The organism is Ammoniphilus oxalaticus (genome assembly GCF_003609605.1).
Classification (GTDB): Bacteria; Bacillota; Bacilli; order Aneurinibacillales; family RAOX-1; genus Ammoniphilus; species Ammoniphilus oxalaticus.
In genome coordinates this window covers 590,082-608,719 of the sequence record NZ_MCHY01000008.1, presented here as the reverse complement: position 1 = coordinate 608,719, position 18,638 = coordinate 590,082, and the positions used below count along the sequence as shown (strand labels likewise).

The 18,638-nt window shown below is 44.8% G+C and carries 18 protein-coding genes; all 18 read right to left on the bottom strand.

Annotated elements, in window-relative coordinates; translation table 11 throughout:
* Nucleotides 1-80: 80 nt before the first annotated feature.
* Nucleotides 81-254: a hypothetical protein gene (locus tag BEP19_RS17645; RefSeq protein ID WP_170145321.1), complete on the bottom strand. Its 174-nt coding sequence runs from the start codon at nucleotides 252-254 to the stop codon at nucleotides 81-83.
* A 78-nt stretch (nucleotides 255-332) separates the two neighbouring features.
* A complete protein-coding gene (locus BEP19_RS09325; protein ID WP_120189608.1) occupies nucleotides 333-641 on the bottom strand; it encodes a DUF4870 domain-containing protein in 309 nt (102 codons plus the stop codon).
* Nucleotides 642-791: 150 nt separating this feature from the next.
* A complete protein-coding gene (locus BEP19_RS09320) occupies nucleotides 792-1,454 on the bottom strand; it encodes a methionine ABC transporter permease (protein ID WP_245983446.1) in 663 nt (220 codons plus the stop codon).
* On the bottom strand, nucleotides 1,444-2,472 hold the full coding sequence (locus tag BEP19_RS09315; protein ID WP_120189607.1) for a methionine ABC transporter ATP-binding protein: 1,029 nt from the start codon (nucleotides 2,470-2,472) through the stop codon (nucleotides 1,444-1,446). Before BEP19_RS09315 ends, BEP19_RS09320 begins: the two co-directional genes overlap by 11 nt.
* A gap of 84 nt (nucleotides 2,473-2,556) precedes the next feature.
* Nucleotides 2,557-2,790: an RNA chaperone Hfq gene (hfq, locus tag BEP19_RS09310; RefSeq protein WP_120189606.1), complete on the bottom strand. Its 234-nt coding sequence runs from the start codon at nucleotides 2,788-2,790 to the stop codon at nucleotides 2,557-2,559.
* Nucleotides 2,791-2,836: 46 nt separating this feature from the next.
* Nucleotides 2,837-3,772, bottom strand: coding sequence for a tRNA (adenosine(37)-N6)-dimethylallyltransferase MiaA (miaA, locus tag BEP19_RS09305; RefSeq protein ID WP_120189605.1), 936 nt, complete (start codon nucleotides 3,770-3,772; stop codon nucleotides 2,837-2,839).
* A 16-nt stretch (nucleotides 3,773-3,788) separates the two neighbouring features.
* Entirely contained in the window at nucleotides 3,789-4,562 is a 774-nt protein-coding gene (locus BEP19_RS09300) for a class I SAM-dependent methyltransferase (protein WP_120189604.1), read from the bottom strand.
* Between the two features lie 3 nt (nucleotides 4,563-4,565).
* Entirely contained in the window at nucleotides 4,566-6,443 is a 1,878-nt protein-coding gene (gene mutL, locus BEP19_RS09295) for a DNA mismatch repair endonuclease MutL (protein ID WP_120189603.1), read from the bottom strand.
* Between the two features lie 37 nt (nucleotides 6,444-6,480).
* A complete protein-coding gene (mutS, locus tag BEP19_RS09290; RefSeq protein ID WP_120189602.1) occupies nucleotides 6,481-9,111 on the bottom strand; it encodes a DNA mismatch repair protein MutS in 2,631 nt (876 codons plus the stop codon).
* Between the two features lie 37 nt (nucleotides 9,112-9,148).
* On the bottom strand, nucleotides 9,149-10,591 hold the full coding sequence (locus BEP19_RS09285) for a putative amidoligase domain-containing protein (RefSeq protein WP_170145320.1): 1,443 nt from the start codon (nucleotides 10,589-10,591) through the stop codon (nucleotides 9,149-9,151).
* Between the two features lie 169 nt (nucleotides 10,592-10,760).
* The gene (cotE, locus tag BEP19_RS09280; protein ID WP_120189600.1) at nucleotides 10,761-11,324 is read right to left on the bottom strand and encodes an outer spore coat protein CotE; all 564 of its coding nucleotides are present in this window, start codon (nucleotides 11,322-11,324) and stop codon (nucleotides 10,761-10,763) included.
* Nucleotides 11,325-11,584: 260 nt separating this feature from the next.
* Nucleotides 11,585-12,031, bottom strand: a complete 447-nt coding sequence (locus BEP19_RS09275) for a YlbF/YmcA family competence regulator (RefSeq protein WP_120189599.1) — start codon at nucleotides 12,029-12,031, stop codon at nucleotides 11,585-11,587.
* Between the two features lie 3 nt (nucleotides 12,032-12,034).
* Nucleotides 12,035-13,552, bottom strand: a complete 1,518-nt coding sequence (miaB, locus tag BEP19_RS09270) for a tRNA (N6-isopentenyl adenosine(37)-C2)-methylthiotransferase MiaB (RefSeq protein ID WP_120189598.1) — start codon at nucleotides 13,550-13,552, stop codon at nucleotides 12,035-12,037.
* Between the two features lie 228 nt (nucleotides 13,553-13,780).
* Nucleotides 13,781-13,945, bottom strand: coding sequence for a hypothetical protein (locus BEP19_RS17640; RefSeq protein ID WP_170145319.1), 165 nt, complete (start codon nucleotides 13,943-13,945; stop codon nucleotides 13,781-13,783).
* Nucleotides 13,946-14,058: 113 nt separating this feature from the next.
* Nucleotides 14,059-14,631, bottom strand: coding sequence for a tRNA 5-(aminomethyl)-2-thiouridylate-methyltransferase MnmM (gene mnmM, locus BEP19_RS09265; protein WP_120189597.1), 573 nt, complete (start codon nucleotides 14,629-14,631; stop codon nucleotides 14,059-14,061).
* 173 nt (nucleotides 14,632-14,804) lie between these two features.
* Nucleotides 14,805-15,671 (bottom strand): 2-oxoacid:ferredoxin oxidoreductase subunit beta, encoded by an 867-nt coding sequence (locus BEP19_RS09260; RefSeq protein WP_120189596.1) that lies wholly within the window; start codon nucleotides 15,669-15,671, stop codon nucleotides 14,805-14,807.
* Between the two features lie 2 nt (nucleotides 15,672-15,673).
* A complete protein-coding gene (locus BEP19_RS09255) occupies nucleotides 15,674-17,407 on the bottom strand; it encodes a 2-oxoacid:acceptor oxidoreductase subunit alpha (protein WP_120189595.1) in 1,734 nt (577 codons plus the stop codon).
* A gap of 221 nt (nucleotides 17,408-17,628) precedes the next feature.
* Entirely contained in the window at nucleotides 17,629-18,573 is a 945-nt protein-coding gene (locus BEP19_RS09250) for a dipeptidase (RefSeq protein WP_120189594.1), read from the bottom strand.
* Between the last annotated feature and the right edge of the window lie 65 nt (nucleotides 18,574-18,638).

Below are 18,638 nucleotides of genomic sequence, written 5' to 3'. Positions count from 1 at the left end.
AAGAAAGCTGTTTTGGCCTCCTTCAGTATATAGGAAGAAAGTTGAAGAAGGCCTCTCTGACTGAGAGGCCAGCTCTATTTTTAAGTAAGTGTGACTTTATCGCGCTCAGAAACAATCATCTCTTCTATGTCTTGCAACGATTGTTGCAGTTCACGAATGTCTCGATCCAACCACTCGCGCAATTGGATCTTATCCTTAAGTAATTTTCGAATTAGTTCCATCCTTTGTCTCGGATCAAAAATACTTCCACTCATCAAAAATCCCTCCGCATATCGTCGATGTCATCTAACCTTTATAACTATATGCAGAGGTCTGATAAATGTTACCACCATTTAGGATACCCAGTTACCGACGATTGGATAACGGTACGGCCGATCTTGAGCAGCGTAAACAATCCCTTTAATCGGACACCAAATCCCTACAATCCCGAAGAAGATTAACAATGGAATCCCAATCAGCACAAAGGAAAGCAAAAATGAGATAAAGATACAAAAACTAATCATAATATGAAACAGGAGCGCTTGAATCGAGAAATCCTTCACTTCTTTTTCAGTAGAGGCTAGCATAAATATAAGCGGCACCAATATTGGCGCAAAAAAAGTACTTGCATGAATGATAATTAGGGAGGCTCTTCGGTCCATTGTTATCCATTCCTTTCTGTTCAATCCCTACTACTCTATATTTACGTCAACTAAGACGTTTAGTTTCCTTATTTGTCGCTAATTTTCTAAACCTTTTGGATTGCAAGAAAAAAACTTGCCTGGTTTTAAGACAAGTCTTGTTCTTCTCAACTAATTTTTTCTTAACCTTTTGGCAATAAAGTTACCTAACGACTGGATCGATTGGACGATGATAATCAAAATAATTACTGTCCAAATCATCACATCCGACTGATAACGATGAAAACCGTAACGCAAAGCTAAGTCACCGAGTCCCCCCGCGCCGATCACCCCCGCAATCGCCGTCGCTCCAATTAAGCCAATCGTTGCAATTGTAATCGCCAATGTGATTGATGGACGCGCTTCCTTTAATAAAACTTTCGTAATAATCTGTTGTCGCGAGGCGCCCATGGCTTGAAACGCTTCAATTAAGCCTCGATCCACTTCCAATAATGCTGACTCGATTAAGCGAGCAATATAGGGGGCAGTATAGAAAACAAGCGGTGGAATCGCGCCTTTCACACCAATTTTTGTACCAACAATGACCGCCGTAATCGGAAACATGGCAACCATCAAAATGATAAACGGAATCGAACGAAGAATGTTTATGATAAAATTCAAGACCGTATAGATGAAACGATTCTCGTAAATATGCTGAGGACGGGTAACTACCAATAAAATGCCGAGCGGCAAACCGATTAGGACCGAGATCGTTAATCCAAAGGAAACCATCCACCATGTTTCTTCCAATGCCTTCAGATACAAGTCCCCGCGATCAATCAAACTATTCCACATGTTCCAGTACCTCCACGGTGAGTCCTTGTTGCTGTAGATACGCAATCCCTTGTTGAATGATGTTTGGTTCTCCGTTCACTGCGATCATCAAACTGCCAAACGTCGTTTGTTTAATTTGCGTAATATTTCCAAAGATGACGTTCGGTCGCAATCCATAACGAATCGCTAATTCCGCGATAAATGGCTCCGTCGTCGCTTCGCCGACAAACGACACGCGTAAAATAGATCCATTGACATGCTCTGTCTGTATTTTGCGCTGAATGTTTTCAGGTAGATGTATATCAAAAATATTTTTAATGAAATTTCGCGTCGTATGCGTTTGCGGGCGGGCAAAGATGTCTAGCACCGTTCCTTGTTCGACAACCGCGCCTTGCTCCATCACGGCCACACGGTCGCATATTTGCTTAATCACATACATTTCATGCGTAATGAGCATAATGGTAATATCGAATCTGCGGTTAATGTCTAGCAACAACTCCAGGATGGAATCCGTCGTTTGCGGGTCCAAAGCAGAAGTCGCTTCATCGCACAACAATATTTCGGGATCATTCGCAAGCGCCCGAGCGATTGCAACCCGTTGTTTTTGACCTCCGGATAACTGAGACGGATACGAGCCGCCTTTGTCAGCTAGTCCTACAAGCCGCAGCAACTCATTTACCTTCTCTTCTATTTGTTTCTTGGGGGCGCGCGCCAAGCGCAAGGGCGCGGCCACATTTTCAAAGACAGTGCTTGAGCTAAGTAAATTAAAATGTTGGAAAATCATCCCGATCTTGCGCCGCGCCGCCCGCAATTCAGGTTCTGTTAAACTCGTCAGTTCCAGCCCGTTCACTTGCACCAAGCCTGAAGTCGGTTTCTCCAAAAGGTTGACACAACGAATAAGCGTGCTTTTTCCCGCGCCGCTAAATCCGATCACGCCGAAGATTTCCCCTTTTTTCACTTCTATGTTCACATCTTTAACAGCCTCGACTATGCGATTCCCTTGTCGATATGTTTTTTGTAGATTTTTAATCGTAATCATTGGTGAGCCTCCGCTGTATAATTGTCTCTCAAAGAAAAGGACCTCCTTAACGCAGGAGGCCGCCTTTCTCTTCATTATACCAATTTACGATTCATTATCGGGCATCAAAGATACCGAACGTTGTGGCAAAAATGTGGAAATTGCGTGCTTATATACCAATTGTTGCTTTCCTTCACTATCGATCACAATTGTAAAATTATCAAAAGCGCGAATGAACCCGCGTAGTTGGAATCCGTTCACGAGATATATGGTAACGGGAATATTTTCCTTTCTTAATTGATTTAAAAAAGTATCTTGAATATTAATTGCATTAGCCATTGGGGTGTTACCTCCTCTATTTATATCTTAAATTTTTATATTCGTCTTATGATAGGATCTTTCCTGCCGCGTAACTGCAAATATTTTCGACAATTTTCAAGTGATCCGTTGGTTCTGTTAAGTCAATCCATTCGATCTCCTTCATCGAACGGAACCAAGTTAATTGCCGTTTAGCAAAGTTACGCGTGTTTTGTTTGAGTGATTCGATTGCCTCAGGCAAAGTGACATTGCCTTCTAAATACTCCACGATCTCTTTATACCCGATCCCTTGCATCGAAATCAAATCTCTCGTATAGCCACGCTTAAGCAACCGCTCTACCTCGTCAACCAATCCTTGTTCAATCATGAGGTCAACACGCAGGTTAATCCGTTCATACAACACAGCGCGATCCATCGTTAATCCCAGCAGGCAAAGTTCATACGGCGATTGTTTGGCCCGATTCTGATATTCCGCCATCGTCGCGCCAGTAAGTTCATAAATTTCAAGAGCTCGAATCACCCGTTTCAAGTCATTTGGATGCAGCCTTTGCGCTGTAACAGGATCGATTTGACGCAACTGTTCATGCAAGGCTTCCCGACCGCGTTCCTCCGCAAATTGTTCCATTTTGCTCCGAAATGCTTCATCTTGTCCCGCTTCTGAAAATTCATATTGATAAATAACAGATTGAACATACAAGCCTGTTCCGCCGACAATCATCGGCAAACGGTTACGCTGGTTGATCTGATGAATTAATTCAGTCGCCCTACCTTGAAATTCAGCCGCTGAAAAGGCGTGAGTCGGATCGTGAATATCAATCAAATGATGGGGAACCCCCCGCATCTCTTCGGACGTAATTTTCGCTGTCCCAATGTCCATACCGCGGTAGACTTGCATCGAATCTCCCGAAATCACTTCGCCTTGCAGTTTCAAAGCCAACTCGATACTTAATGCCGTCTTTCCCACAGCCGTTGGCCCTACGATCACGAGCAACTTCTCTTTCATGCTTTTTCTTATCCTCCTAAACCTCAAAGACCCCATAGGCTACTCCGCTGCGGTCTCTGCGCGCAACAGTAAATCCTAATCGCGCAAATTCTTCACTATGCTTCCTTTCCTTCAGAACAATACGCTTCTTGGCCACCCGCCTAGCCTCTATAATTGTCGTCTCAGAAAGAGGAGTTATGTTTGCAAACAAGCGCAAGTGTTGGGCGGACGAAGATTCCGCTACCCCTTCTCGGAACATCGGATCAAAGTAGACAACGTCGACAAAGCCGTCTGGTAAAGAACGTAAATAGGAAAGGTGATCGTCATGAATGACCCGAATCCTACGCGCCGCTTGTTCAAGTTCAGAAAAATGTTGGTCCTTCTTTAGTCCATGTTCGACTAACAAGGCGACCATCGCTTCCGATTCAACTCCGAACACGCGACCTTGTTCCCCGACGACAAACGAAGCGACGAGCGCATCCGCAGCCAAGCCAAGCGTACAATCTAAAAAAGAATCTCCTGGTTGTAATTGGCATACTTGAATCATTATATCATTATCGCCGCCGAGCAACCTCTTTATACGAACGACGGATAAACCAGGATGAAAAAAGAAAGGCCCTTCAACGCCCTTTACATACCAGTTCAACTGCTCTCGTAACACAACAAGCGCTTCATCCGTTTTTTCCTCGCGATAAATCGTTTGCAGTGAACGTTCTTTACGTCCGACATATCGGACTCCCAATCTGTTCGAAATCGAACGCGCTTCTTCAATCAACTGTTTATTCATCTTTTGAGCCGTCGTCACGATCACTGCTTACATCACTCGCTTAAACATTTTTTCAATTTCATACGTAGAGAAATGCACTATGATTGGACGACCGTGCGGACACGTATAGGGGGACGATGTGGTTCTCAATTGATTGAGTAATGCCTCCATCTCGAGTTGGCTTAGATGACGGTTCGCTTTAATCGCCGCTTTACAAGACATCGTAATCGCCGCCTCCTCGCGAATCTTGACCGTGTCAATCTTCGCTTCGCCGCGAACGATCATGTCAACCATTTCATGGATAATCGCTTCCTCTTCCCCAAGCGTGAACCAAATCGGATGAGAGCGAATCAGAAATGTTTGCTGACCAAAAGGTTCCAGATCGATACCGACTTGCTGAAATAGTTCCATTTTTTCTTCAACTTGCTGCATTTCTTTGAAAGATAAGTCAATGGAAATCGGAACGAGTAGCTCTTGCGTTTCAATTTTCTCTTGCTTTAACTTCTCCATGAAATATTCATACCAAATTCGTTCCTGAGCGGCATGTTGATCGATCATGTACATCCCTTCTTCACTTTGAGCCAATATGTAAGTCCCATGCAATTGAGCCAATGGATCAAGCAATGGGACTTTATTTTGTTCCTGTTGTTGCTCCGTTTCCATCATCTGCTCCTCGTCAGAATTAGAAGACCACTCTTCTTCTTTCGACGTCTCTATTTCAGCTGGGCTCGGGCCTGCAGTCTCGATCAGTCCTTGATCCGTATACGGTTGGCTTTGTTCAACGGTTGGCTTATTACGATCTAACGCGTCCGCGCCTGCGTCTCCAGGCTGGCCCCTTGATATTTGATCGTTCCAGGGCGTCCTCGTTTCAGCGATAGAGAACGAAGTTTGAACTGAATCCGACTTAACCACTTGGCGAGTCGGTTCGGGAATCAAACGTTGCTCCCGTAAAACACGCTTCACCTGCTCCTCAACAAAGGCAATCAATTCTTGTTCTTTACTAAAACGAGCTTCAAGCTTCGCCGGATGCACGTTGACATCAACTAATGAGGGTTCCATTGTGATCGATAAAACAACGATTGGATAACGGTGAATAGGCAACAACGTATGGTAGCCGCGTAAAATCGCTTGGATTAGGCCTGAATGACGAATGTATCGACCGTTAATTAATAGGGAGATATAGGAGCGATTCGCCCTTGTGACTTGTGGATTACCTACATACCCATGCAATTTGAAGTCCAAATCTTCTGCCTGGATTAGTTTCATTTCCTTCGCGATCGCCATTCCGTAAATCGCTGAAATCGCATGAATCAATTGTCCATCACCATAGGTCCGCAACAACGTTCGCCCATTGCTAACAAGCAAAAAGGAGATCTCGGGGAAAGAGAGCGCTAACCGATTTAGGTAATCGGATATATGACCGAGTTCGGTTGGAATCGATTTGATATATTTCAAGCGGGCAGGCGTATTAAAAAACAGATCATGTACTTTAATTTCGGTCCCCTTGGGCCGCGCCGTGGTTTCGATGTGTTGACAAGCGCCGCCTTCCAATACAAGTTTAGTCGCCGCTTGCCCTGGGGCCTGACAACTCGTCAATTCAATTCGACTCACCGCGGCAATACTCGGCAGCGCCTCTCCCCGAAAGCCAAGTGTCGCAATCTGAAACAAATCCCGCGCCCGCCTAATCTTACTCGTGGCATGACGTTCGAAACAAAGTTTGCAATCATCGGCGCTCATGCCGCGGCCATCATCCACCACTTTAATTAATTTCAAGCCAGCCTCTTCCACATGTACTTCAATTGAACGACTGCCCGCATCAACCGCATTTTCTACGAGTTCCTTAACAACAGAAGCCGGACGCTCGACGACTTCACCAGCCGCAATCATATTAGAAAGTTGCTCTTCGAGGACTTGAATGCTGTTCATTTTCGCACCACCTTTTCGCAAAACAGCGATCGTTCTTTTAGGTTAACTTTTGTTTCATTTCATACAGGAAGTTCATCGCTTGCAGCGGCGTCATATTAATTAAATCTACCTCTTTTAACGATTGAATTAACTGCTGCGTTTCTTTGTCTATCTTCTGCCTCTTTTGCTCCGGAGGCGCTGTTTCGGAAAAGAGGCCAAGTTGGAAACTTTCTTGTACGAGCTCTTCTAGTTGCGACGAATGCTTTTCTGTTGTTTCGGACGTAGAGCGGTTAGTTAAACGATATTGATTTAACAACTGCTCCGCTCGTTGAATAATTTGTTCTGGCAGCCCAGCTAATGTAGCGCAATAGATCCCGTAGCTTTCATCGGTCGCGCCTCGTTTTAACTTCCGCAAGAAAATAACGCGATCTTTTTCTTCTTGGACAGCCATGTGGTAGTTCTTCATGCCAGACAACGATTCTTCCAAAACCGCAAGCTCATGATAATGAGTAGATACTAACGCCCGACAAGCGATCTGATCGTGCACATATTCGATCACTGCCTGAGCAATCGACATCCCGTCATGCGTCGAGGTGCCGCGCCCTATCTCATCAATAATGACTAGACTATCTTTCGTTGCCCGCGCGGTCATCAGTTGAATATCGCTCATTTCTACCATAAACGTGCTCTGCCCGCCAACCAGGTCATCCGCTGCCCCGATTCGGGTAAAAATTTGATCAACGACAGATAAACGAGCCTCTTTTGCGGGCACAAAACTTCCCAATTGAGCCATCATCACGATTAAAGCCAATTGCCTCATGTACGTGCTCTTCCCCGCCATGTTCGGCCCCGTAACAAGTAACAGGCGATTTTCTTCGCCATCCATTACGGTGTCATTCGGGATAAATGGCGTGTCACGGTCCAACACCTTTTCTACGACGGGGTGTCTACCTTCCACGATAACCAATTCGGAACGAGCGCTAAACGCGGGACGAACGAGTTGACGCTCTTGAGCGACTTCAGCTAGTGACGCTAAAACGTCCAACTGCGCAATCCGATGGGCAAGAGACTGCAATCGTCTCACGTGGCTAGCGACTTGCGAACGGATCTCTATAAACAAGTTATACTCGAGCTCGGTCAATTTTTCTTCAGCTTCCAAAATGAGCCCTTCTTGCTCTTTTAATTCGGGGGTAATAAAACGTTCAGCATTGGCGAGTGTTTGCTTGCGCTCATAGCGTCCACTTGGAATCGCAGCCAAGTTCGATTTCGTCACTTCAATATAGTATCCGAATATTCTGTTGTAACCGACCTTCAACGAACGGATTCCGGTTGCTTCCCGCTCTTCTTTCTCCAAATTCGCAATCCACTGCTTTCCGTCTCGACTGACTGTTTTCAATTTATCCAAATGGTCATGATACCCCTCTTTAATCAAACCGCCCTCTTTCAAGGAAAGCGGCGGATCATCAACGATTGATTTTCCAATCAAGGCGACGATGTCTGGGCACGAATCCAATTCCGCAACATTTTCGCTCACACCCTGTGGCAAATTCGTTTCCGCCTCAAAAATTTGTTTGATTTTCGGAACCACTTCCAACGATTGTTTTAAATGGATCAAATCTTTTGCATTGGCGTTACCAAACGAAATGCGCCCTGACATTCTTTCCAAGTCATAAATCAACTTTAAAAAATCGCGTAATTGTTCGCGAACAAACAACTGCGTTGTAAAAAAACCAACTGAGTCCAGCCTTTTTTCAATATCATTTCGGTTTAAGAGCGGCTTGTCCACCCACATTCTTAACATGCGGGCCCCCATCGCAGTGACGGTTTGATCTAAATACCACAACAACGAGCCTTGCTTCTTCTTCTCGATTAACGACTCTGTGATCTCCAAGTTCCGCTTTGAATATGGGTCAATTAACATGTACTGTTGCGCCGCGTAAATTTCAATTTCCTGGATGTGCTCTAAGGTGGAGCGTTGCGTCTCTCTTAAATACGCTATCAACAATCCTGCCGTATTTCGTAAAAGGGGCTTGTCAATTGAAACGCTGAATTGTTGCTCCGCCAGCTGTCCATACGTTTCTCGCTCTGTTTCTGAAACACGTTCGATCATCTGAACGCCAAGGTTCGAACACTGTTTGCTGATCTCCTCGCTTTGCGCCAGTTCGGGCACCAGTACCTCTTTGGGTTGATACGAAGCAATTTCGCCAACGAGTTGCTCAATTGAATCGAACCAGGCGCCATAAAAGTGACCTGTCGTAATATCGCAGGCGGCGAGCGCGTACTGCTGTTGCTCTCCCCAAGCAGCAACGAGATAATTGTGCTCGCGGTCAGTTAACAGCTTACCTTCCATCACTGTGCCAGGCGTTAGGACGCGAACAACTTCCCTTTTCACCACTCCTTTTGCATCTTTTGGATCTTCCACCTGCTCGCAAATCGCAATTTTATACCCCTTTTTCAGGAGCGCTTCATAATAAGCATCAACGGAATGGTAAGGAACGCCGCACATTGGGATCCGTTCCTCCGTTCCTCCACCCCGTCCTGTTAACGTAATTTCTAATTCTCTTGCGGCTAACACCGCATCTTCGAAAAATAGTTCATAGAAATCCCCTAATCGAAAAAAAAGAAAGGCATCGGGATAATCTGCCTTAATCGATAAATATTGTTCTATCATTGGGGTGTATTTTGCCATGTTTGTTCCTCTCCTAGTACAAGCCTCAACAACCCCATTATATCATATTACTAATTGTTCTTTTTGCGGAAAATGGTCGGATCTTCCACGCCTGACGGATGTCCCCGAATTCATTCCATTCCTCCTGATTGAAGATCATCTCCCGTAACGGTTCAATATATTTTTTATATGTTCGATAGTCATCCAATTTCTCGAGATGAACCCAATTCGCTTTAACAGCTTGTAAAATCTTTCTTTTGTTCCCCTTATAAAAAGCTTCTTGAATCGATGAATAGTAAGTGGGCAACAAATTTAAACGAGGATAGGATTCAGCGATTAATTTAGCCAGAGCAAGCGTTCCCTTCGTCACTCTCGGCGAAACGAGCCAACTCGGCAACGGACGGTATTCAAATCCGCCATGAAATTGGTTGCGATAATCCCCTAGAAATCCATATTTCGGTCTTCTACCCAACGAATGTTGATTTTCGATAATCATCAGCGGCAAACATAAGTACGAATCAAGCGCCCGTAAAAAGTGTGAGTTTACTTTCGTTTGACTAAAGTGGATGTGTCCCCCGATCGGATAGCCTTTCATCGGCATCCCCCCGGCTAACCATTCGATCGACGCATTGTCAATTTTTTTCTCGGCTAACAGCATCGTTCGATATAGATTTAACGTTAACTGACGCGGTTCACTTGCAGGCTCGGGTCGCAATTCGGCGAGCGGTAACTTTTGTCTCGTTTGGTCGCCTCTTAGCCAGATCTGGTCGCAACCAACCGGTCCTTTTCTGCCAAAAAAACGGGACGCTAAGACCATTTTACCTGTTGATTTATTGCGCAATACAAATTCTGGATCAGCGCCCATCACGACGGGACTTGGAGCTGGGTCCTTATATCGCCTTACATACTGTTCAAACGCTTTTCCAAATTTTTCAGCAAGCGATTGATTTAATTTCGGTGTTGGCGTTACATCGATTACATTGAGCGTTCCATTCAAACCGATTCCGATTAAAACACCGCCGAAATCAAGCCCTAAACAATACACACTACGGACTGCTAGTTGCAGAATTCTTCGAATTTCGCGAATCGATCGCGTGATTTCAATTTCTTCATACGTATCAGATGAATGGCTTGAGAGTTCATTCGTCAACCAAACCTTTTTACCCTGGGAGCGGAACAAGGCAAGTTCTTGCTGTTGAAAAACGGGAATAAAATATCTTCGGATCGTCGATATCTTTGAAGCTGATGTTTCTTCATGAATCGTTTGAATTCCATTCCATCTTAATATCTCAAGCATCATTTTACGATTTGAAACATTGTGTAGCCCCTCTTCACCGTTCAAAACGTGGATATTTGGATCCTGGGCCGACAATTGCGCAATTCCCCATTGAATAACAATTTGAGGATGATCGCTAGACAATGTGGACCCGGTCGGAATATTTAGGTGAGACAGCAACGGATGGGGTGGGCTTTGCTTTGAATATAAAAGGAATGCAGACATTATACTCTTCCTCTCTCCATTGCAAAGACTCTCTTGATCCTTTGCAACTTGCTCCATACAGCATATGCGCCTAGATTCAGAGCGTGTCACGAAACAGCGTCGCCGATCAAAGTAAAAAAGGGAGGAATGTTTTCCTCCCTTTTATATCAATGATGCCTCGGCGAAGCTTTTAGTCTAAGTCGTCGATAAAGTCTTCATCGAACTCAAGCTCATCAAATTCTTCAACATCGTCTAAACCGCCGAAATCAAAGTCTTTTTCATCATCATCACAACTATCGCAGATGACAACACACAACTTCGTTTCGCCTACGACCTCTACAGCGTATTCTGTTTCAACCTTTACCACAACTCTGCCGTCGCCGACCAACTTCGCTTCTAAACAATTGGGTTGTTGGGTCGCCTGGGCATACACCTCAAGCTTGCCGCGGCAATTGTCATCATAGAAAGAAAGCGGAACACTCTCAACAAAAGTGACCGTCTCTTTAATCACGGCTGTATCCGTATTGTCATTGTAAGAAACCCAAATTTGCACATCATATGAACCCGTAACTTCAATCACATCACCCACTTTATCGGCTTCATATTTGTGATTGATGATCCAGCAACCCAAAACTTCGGAAGGGGGTTGCTTAGGGGTGATGGTATGGCTACGTCCAGAAAACTTTCGACCTTTTCCACAGACCGCTCTTGTAATTATCTCACGGCACTGCATTTCTTTATCTGTACTCGGCATACTTTACCTCCTCCATGCTGCTTTTCAGTACATTTGTATGCAGGGCATTCGTCTACGGTGCGAGAATCATCCCACAAAATTTAACAAACAAATGTACTTGCAAAACCTAGATGTTTATCTACGTTTACTTACAGCCTATGCAGGGCGTTTGACTATGGTGAAGCAAAATGCCGAGTTCTCCATCAACGCAAAAAAAGGAGCGTCTAATAGACACTCCTTTTCTTTTGTTAAGCGACACGCGCTTAACATGAACTTGGGCCTCAGCCACCACCTGTATTCGCGCCTGTTCTTGCAACCGGATAACCGGTATCTCCTGATAGCGGATCACCGCCGGTTGAGACAATAATTCTTTCCGAAACCGTGTTAGCAATCACGTTTGTCACCATCTGCAGCAAATCGTTAATTTCCATTTGCGTTTGCTTGAATTGTGTGACAAGTGGAATTTGGTCGAGTTGTTCATGTAATTCATCCATTTCTTGCTCGACCTTTTTAATCAGCTCCGCGCGCCCTAACGCTTCTAAGGCAACCGCTTCTTTTTGCTTATTTCGAATCTGCCCAATTAACTCTTGCACTTTATCGTTCGCTTTAATTTGCTCTTCCGCTTTTTTATAAAAATCAACCTCATTGGAATTAGAAATCATGTCAGCTAATTCTTTCGCCTTCTGAACGATAACGCTATGATTGACAACCGTTTGTTCGTTTCCCATCCCCTAAACCTCCACTCTGGTCATTAATTCCCCTTTTAAAGCCCATGTCTGTGGCTCAGTTATTTTAACATGGACAAACTTACCGATACAATCCTTTGGCCCAACGAAGTGAACCAATTTATTTCCGCGCGTTCTGCCTGACAATACATCAGGATTATTTTTGGACTCGCCTTCGACAAGCACCTCAACAATTTCTCCGCGTAGCGCTTCATTTTTCTCCCGAGAAATACGATTTACTACACTCATTAAACGTTGTAGCCGTTCTTTTTTCACTTCTTCGGGAATGTCATCTTCCATTCCTTCCGCAGGCGTGCCATGACGCGGCGAATAAATAAACGTATAGGCCGAATCATAGCGCACTTCTTCCATCAACGACAGCGTGTCCTGAAACTGCTCTTCTGTCTCTCCAGGAAAACCAACAATAATGTCGGTCGTCAGCACCGCGTTTGGAATCGCGCGCTTGATCTTATCGACCAGCTCTAAATATTCTTCTCTTGAATATTTTCGGGACATTTTTCTCAAAACTTCGGTGTTGCCTGATTGAACCGGTAAATGGATATGCTCAACTAAGTTGCCGCCCTTCGCTAACACCTCTACTAAATGGTCGTCAAAGTCGCGTGGATGACTCGTTGTAAACCGAATTCTCGGAATATCAATTTTAGAAATGTCATCCATTAAGTCGCCGAACAAATAGTCGCGATCTTCAAGGTCTTTGCCGTAGGCGTTTACGTTTTGTCCGAGCAATGTAATTTCTTGGTACCCTTGTCTCGCCAACTCGCGCACTTCCGCAATAACATCTTCAGGTAAACGACTTCGTTCCTTCCCGCGTGTATAAGGAACGATGCAGTACGTACAAAACTTGTCGCAACCATAAATGATATTGACCCACGCCTTTAATCCGCCTTCGCGAATTTTCGGCATATTCTCGATAACGTCTCCTTCTTTAGCCCATACTTCAACAACCATCTCTTTACTGTAATAAGCGTCTCGCAGCAGAATCGGCAAGCGATGAATATTGTGGGTCCCAAAAATTAAATCAACATGCTGGTACGTCGTCAAGATGCGATTAACAACCGATTCATCTTGCGACATGCAACCGCACACACCGAGAATCATATCCGGCCTTTCCAACTTCACTGCTTTTAGCGCGCCTAAATGCCCGAACACCCGATCTTCCGCATTTTCCCGAATCGCGCATGTGTTGTAGAGGACAACATCTGCTTCCCGTTCATTCGTTGTTGCTGTATAACCCATATCCTCTAAAATGCCGGCAATTGTTTCACTGTCATGTTCATTCATCTGGCAACCAAACGTGACGATACAATACGTTCGTTCTCGGCCAAGACATTTTAATTCATCGGGAATCGGGTCAAAATTAACAACCATCACTTCTTCCTTGCCCCGTCGCTTCCCTTCTTGTTGCGAATAGCCGACATCCTCGGCTGTTTTTGGTCTTTTGCGATTACCGTCGGGTTCATATGTACTTTGGAAGTACTGACCGTAATCTTTTTTATCAGACATTGTTCTTCACTCCTTGTCCATCATGTTTGAGCTATCTATCGTAAAGAAATGGATCATTGTATTAGTGTTGGCGTTTTAACCACTCTATTATAACAAAATCAAATCGTTTTAAAAAATCGGATGGTAGATACGCAAACAAAAAAGAGGCTGACCCGGCATGAAAGGGAGAGTGGCCCCTCCGATTTATTTCCTTGCGTGTGTCGGATAAGGGCCCTCCTCCCTGCTTCTTTACAGGTCAGCCTTTTCTCTTACTTCTACGATACGTCGCAGACCATTTTTTTCATTGACATCTTGTTCAGCGCGTTTGCGCGCCTCTTCCCTATTGTTTGCCAACATGTGGCCTGTGATTTTTTTTCCTTCCGTTGTTTCAAATAAGATTTGATATCTAGCCATCTTTTATTAATCTCCTGCGCTTTTTTTAATTCCTTATCTATTCTAATGGGTAAGGCAGATTGTTGTCCATCCCTATTTGACTGATTACGCAGCTTGTTGCTAATTTATTTCAATTAATCTACGGTTGGACGACGCCGACGCTCGATTGCCAATACAAACGGCGGCTGATTCAACGGGTTCATATATTGATACCGCAACACCATAAACTCAGGAAATGGTAGCCCTTCTACAAATTGCTCAACTGCTTGCTTTTCAATTTTTCCTTGCTCATGTCCCCAATAGACAACCACTACGATTAATCCACCGACTTTCAGAAAGCGAAGCGCCCTTTTTATGGACTCAATCGTCGTTTCTGCTTGCGTAGTAATTGTTTTATCTGAACGCGGCAAATAACCCAAGTTGAAAACAACCGCATCGATACTTTCCGCTGGAAAGTCCATCATGGCATGAGATTGAAGAAACAACCTGGCCCTCTGCTCCAGATGGCGCTTAACTAACAATTGCCGTGTTGAATCGAGCGCCTGTTGTTGAATATCGAAACTGTATACCTTGCCTGTCTCGCCTACTTGTTGAGCTAAAAATACCGTGTCATGGCCATTTCCCATCGTCGCGTCAATCACATGAGCGCCTGGCTGAATCCGTTGCTCTAATAATTGATGGGCATAGTCTGTAATTCGTGGAAACATCGTTACCCCCGCAAACTTGATTTTTGTCTATCATACAACATTGATGATCGGCTGAGCGAATCGGGGAGGTGTGGTAGGGCGCGGTAAGAAATAAGCGGAGATAATTCGACTAAAGTGGCTGATAAAACGAACTCGGGGCGCCCCCGTCGCAAAAGGGGGCGCCCCTTACTAATCTACATAAATTCCGCGCACAATTGCTCAAACTTATCTTGTTCAAGTTTTAAATCGGCCTTAGCCAAACCTTCTTCCTTGAATCCGTGAATTAAAGATTGGTAATCGCTTGCATTTGTATTATGATAAATTAGTCCGTTTACCAAATCGTCGTGTTCCATTAACGCCTGCATGGCCATGATTCGATCGTGTGGGTCATAGCCTTCAATTTCATTTAGGCTTTTCACATTTTCGCGGAACCAATCGTACGTATTGATTTTATTAAACGTGACGCACGGGCTAAATACGTTCACAAAAGAAAACCCTTTGTGTTGAATCGCTTTTTGGATCAAATCCGTCATCCCTCGCAAATCGCTTGACATCGTTTGAGCGACGAACGTTGCTCCAACAGTTAGCGCCAGCTGCATCGGGGAAACGGCTGACTCAATCGAGCCGCGCGGCGTGCTTTTCGTTACAAACCCGGCGCTGCTGCGTGGAGAGGTTTGGCCTTTCGTTAATCCGTATACTTGGTTATCCATTACAATGTACGTTATATCGACATTTCTGCGCATCGCGTGAATCGTATGCCCCATTCCGATCGCAAATCCATCGCCATCCCCGCCGGAAGCGATTACGGTTAGTTCGCGGTTCGCCATTTTCACCCCTTGCGCAATTGGCAATGCTCGTCCGTGTATGCCATGGAATCCATAAGAATTAATATAGCCCGAGATTCGCCCTGAACAGCCAATACCCGAGACGACGACAAGTTCCTCTGGTTCTAACCCCTCATTCGCCGCCGCGCGCTGGATTGCAGCCTGAACGGCGAAGTCGCCGCAACCTGGGCACCAATTCGGTTTTACATTGTTACGGAAGTCTTTAAATGTTGCCATCGTTATAACAACTCCTTACATTCTTGGTATACAATCGAAGGCAAAAATGGATTTCCGTCATACTTGAGTACTTTTTTTACTTTTTCATGTCCGCTAAAGTGAAGCTTCATTAAATCTGCCAACTGACCAGTCGCATTGTTTTCGACGACAATCACTCGTTTCGCATTTTCGAAATAAGACCTCAACTCTCGTTCAGGAAATGGCCAGATTAATCGAATAATAGCCGTATTAATTTTCATTCCATCCGCCGCTAAGCGTTGAGCGGCTTCCTCGATCGCGCCCCGCGTCGCGCCCATGCCAACCACCAACGCATCGGGCTTCTCATGCTGCTCATCTATTACGACACTTGTTGGAAGCGTAAATCCATCTAACTTTCTTAATCTTTTGTCCATCATTTTCCGCCGATTTAGCGCATCTTCCGAAGGACGCCCCACCTCATTATGTTCAACCCCTGTCACATGGTGAATCCCATTTTTGACACCAGGGATGACACGCGGAGAAACACCGCTTTCCGTAAATTCATACCGCTTAAACATCCCGCTTTCCGTTTCTGGCTGGTCCGAATTATTTAATTTACCGCGGCGAATTTCAATTTTATCGTATTGCAACGGTTCAACCGTTTGTTTTCCTAATGAAAGCTGTAAATCAGTTAACAAAATGACGGGCACTTGGTATTCCTCCGCAATATTAAGCGCTTCGATTGCGTCGTAGAAAGCTTCTTCGGGTGTGCTCGGAGCCAACACAACTTTTGGAATTTCACCATGTGTCCCATAAATCATCGCATTGATATCGCTTTGCTCTTGTTTCGTTGGCAAGCCTGTAGAAGGTCCGCCGCGCTGCGTGTTGATAATCACTAACGGCGTCTCCGTCATTCCCGCCAAACCAATTGCTTCCATCATCAGCGACAACCCTGGTCCTGCGGATGCTGTAAACGCTCGCGCCCCTGTGTAGTTGGCGCCAATCGCCATCGTCACAGCGGCAATTTCATCTTCGGTTTGAATAACAGCGCCGCCGAATAAAGGCAATTTTTTAATTAAATATTCCATAATTTCCGAGGCGGGCGTAATCGGATAGGCTGGCATGAACCGAGCGCCGCCCGCAAGCAAACCTAATGCGATGGCGTCATTTCCAATCATATACATTCGCTTCTTCCCATCCGCTGATTCTAATTGAAAATCAGGGATACTGCCGCCCGCTTCTTTATAAATGTATTCAGCGCCTTTCGAAATGGCTTCCATATTTCGATCGACGACATTTTGTCCTTTCCTCGTGAACAACTCCGTGACGACTTCTTTGAACATCTCAACAGGCAAACCGAGAGCAGCGGAAGAAGCGCCAACGGCAACCATATTTTTCATTAGTGTAGTCCCTAGTTCTTGAGCGATTTCCGTAAAAGGAACGGAGAATAAGCGGACATCCATTTCCGTCGGCGCTTTCGGCGAAAACTTACTGTCAGCAATAATAATGCCGCCCGCGCGCAGTTCATGGGCATTGACGTTAATCGTATCCTGATCAAAAGCAACCAACACATCTAAATCATCCGAGAGGGCGCTGATCGGCTTTGTGCTCACCCGAATTTTATTATTCGTGTGTCCCCCTTTTATTCTGGATGAAAAGTGACGATAAGCATATAAGTAATAACCTTGACGGTTTAAAGCAATTGCAAAAATTTCGCCGGTACTGTCGATTCCCTCCCCTTGCTGCCCTCCAACCTTCCATGAAAGTTGATTTAACATGAAACCACCCTTTCAGATTTGACATTTACCAAGTCAACCTAGTGAACCGATCAATTCTATAATTTTTCCTTATTATAAAGCATGATTTTAAAAAGGAAGCGCTTACGGCGCGTTCAATTTACGGTAATAAGGTAATCAACCATCCCTGACCCGATTGTATTCCTAACATTACCAAATTGCAAGGGTCGCTTGGTAAACCTGAATGACTCGTGTTTGTAAGCTCACGGCAGCACGGTCGAAAAGAGGCGCCGCCAATTGCCATGCAACCATTTTTTGACCTGCTCTTCTGGATAACGCTTCACTAATTCATTCACCACTAAATAATAGTACCCTGTATGTTCCAAATCGGACATCGTTCGGCTAATCCCATCAAAATCAGAACCAAACGCGAGATGATTCTCTCCGCCTATGCTTAACACATGATCAACATGCGCCAGCAAATCTTTTATTTTCACCCTTGCTCTACGATGAATGAACTGTGGGACAAAGGTGAGTCCAATCACCCCTTGTTTTGATATGATGGCTCGCAATTGCTCATCCGTTAAATTTCGTTGGTGATCATAAACCTTTTTACAATTGGAATGAGAAGCTAAAATAGGAGCTTCAGACCGCTCAATTACATCCCAAAATCCCTTTTCAGACAAATGGGATACATCAAGCAAAATCCCTAATCGATTTGCTTCGCGCAACAAAGAACGACCAAATTGAGAAAGTCCGCTCGGATTTGGCTCTTCCACCCCGTCAGCCGCCTCATTACGGTGATTCCAGGTGAAGCCTAAGGCGCGTAAACCTAATCGGTGTAAGATACGCAAGTTTACAAGCTCTCCTTGTAAAGCCTCCGCTCCTTCCAAACTCAACATCCCGCCGCGGTGACGGGTTGACGATTCAAATAACCGATCGATATCGTCTGTCGAATAAATAGGCGCTATCTTTCCAGGCTTGACGATCCGTTCGTAAAACGCGTCGATCATTTTTAAGGTGAATTGAAAACGAGCTGAGATTGGAATCGATGGGGGTGTATACAAGGCAAATACTTGTAGGATCACATCCGATCGTTCCATGTAATCAAATTGCGTCTGGAGCTGTTCATCCCCACGATAAAAAGACAAGGATTCATTCTGAGTCATCTTCATCAACGTATCGCAATGGGCATCGATAATTTTCACTGTGGTTCCCTCTTTCACAGATTGATCAATAAAAGTGAAAAGAGGCTGCCCCAAAAAGAAGGAGC

Coding starts and splice junctions, on each gene's coding strand:
- BEP19_RS17645 (WP_170145321.1), bottom strand. CDS start 254: ATGAGTGGAAGTATTTTTGATCCGAGACAAAGGATGGAACTAATTCGA.
- BEP19_RS09325 (WP_120189608.1), bottom strand. CDS start 641: ATGGACCGAAGAGCCTCCCTAATTATCATTCATGCAAGTACTTTTTTT.
- BEP19_RS09320 (WP_245983446.1), bottom strand. CDS start 1,454: ATGTGGAATAGTTTGATTGATCGCGGGGACTTGTATCTGAAGGCATTG.
- BEP19_RS09315 (WP_120189607.1), bottom strand. CDS start 2,472: ATGATTACGATTAAAAATCTACAAAAAACATATCGACAAGGGAATCGC.
- hfq (WP_120189606.1), bottom strand. CDS start 2,790: ATGGCTAATGCAATTAATATTCAAGATACTTTTTTAAATCAATTAAGA.
- miaA (WP_120189605.1), bottom strand. CDS start 3,772: ATGAAAGAGAAGTTGCTCGTGATCGTAGGGCCAACGGCTGTGGGAAAG.
- mutL (WP_120189603.1), bottom strand. CDS start 6,443: ATGAACAGCATTCAAGTCCTCGAAGAGCAACTTTCTAATATGATTGCG.
- mutS (WP_120189602.1), bottom strand. CDS start 9,111: ATGGCAAAATACACCCCAATGATAGAACAATATTTATCGATTAAGGCA.
- BEP19_RS09285 (WP_170145320.1), bottom strand. CDS start 10,591: ATGTCTGCATTCCTTTTATATTCAAAGCAAAGCCCACCCCATCCGTTG.
- cotE (WP_120189600.1), bottom strand. CDS start 11,324: ATGCCGAGTACAGATAAAGAAATGCAGTGCCGTGAGATAATTACAAGA.
- BEP19_RS09275 (WP_120189599.1), bottom strand. CDS start 12,031: ATGGGAAACGAACAAACGGTTGTCAATCATAGCGTTATCGTTCAGAAG.
- miaB (WP_120189598.1), bottom strand. CDS start 13,552: ATGTCTGATAAAAAAGATTACGGTCAGTACTTCCAAAGTACATATGAA.
- BEP19_RS17640 (WP_170145319.1), bottom strand. CDS start 13,945: ATGGCTAGATATCAAATCTTATTTGAAACAACGGAAGGAAAAAAAATC.
- mnmM (WP_120189597.1), bottom strand. CDS start 14,631: ATGTTTCCACGAATTACAGACTATGCCCATCAATTATTAGAGCAACGG.
- BEP19_RS09260 (WP_120189596.1), bottom strand. CDS start 15,671: ATGGCAACATTTAAAGACTTCCGTAACAATGTAAAACCGAATTGGTGC.
- BEP19_RS09255 (WP_120189595.1), bottom strand. CDS start 17,407: ATGTTAAATCAACTTTCATGGAAGGTTGGAGGGCAGCAAGGGGAGGGA.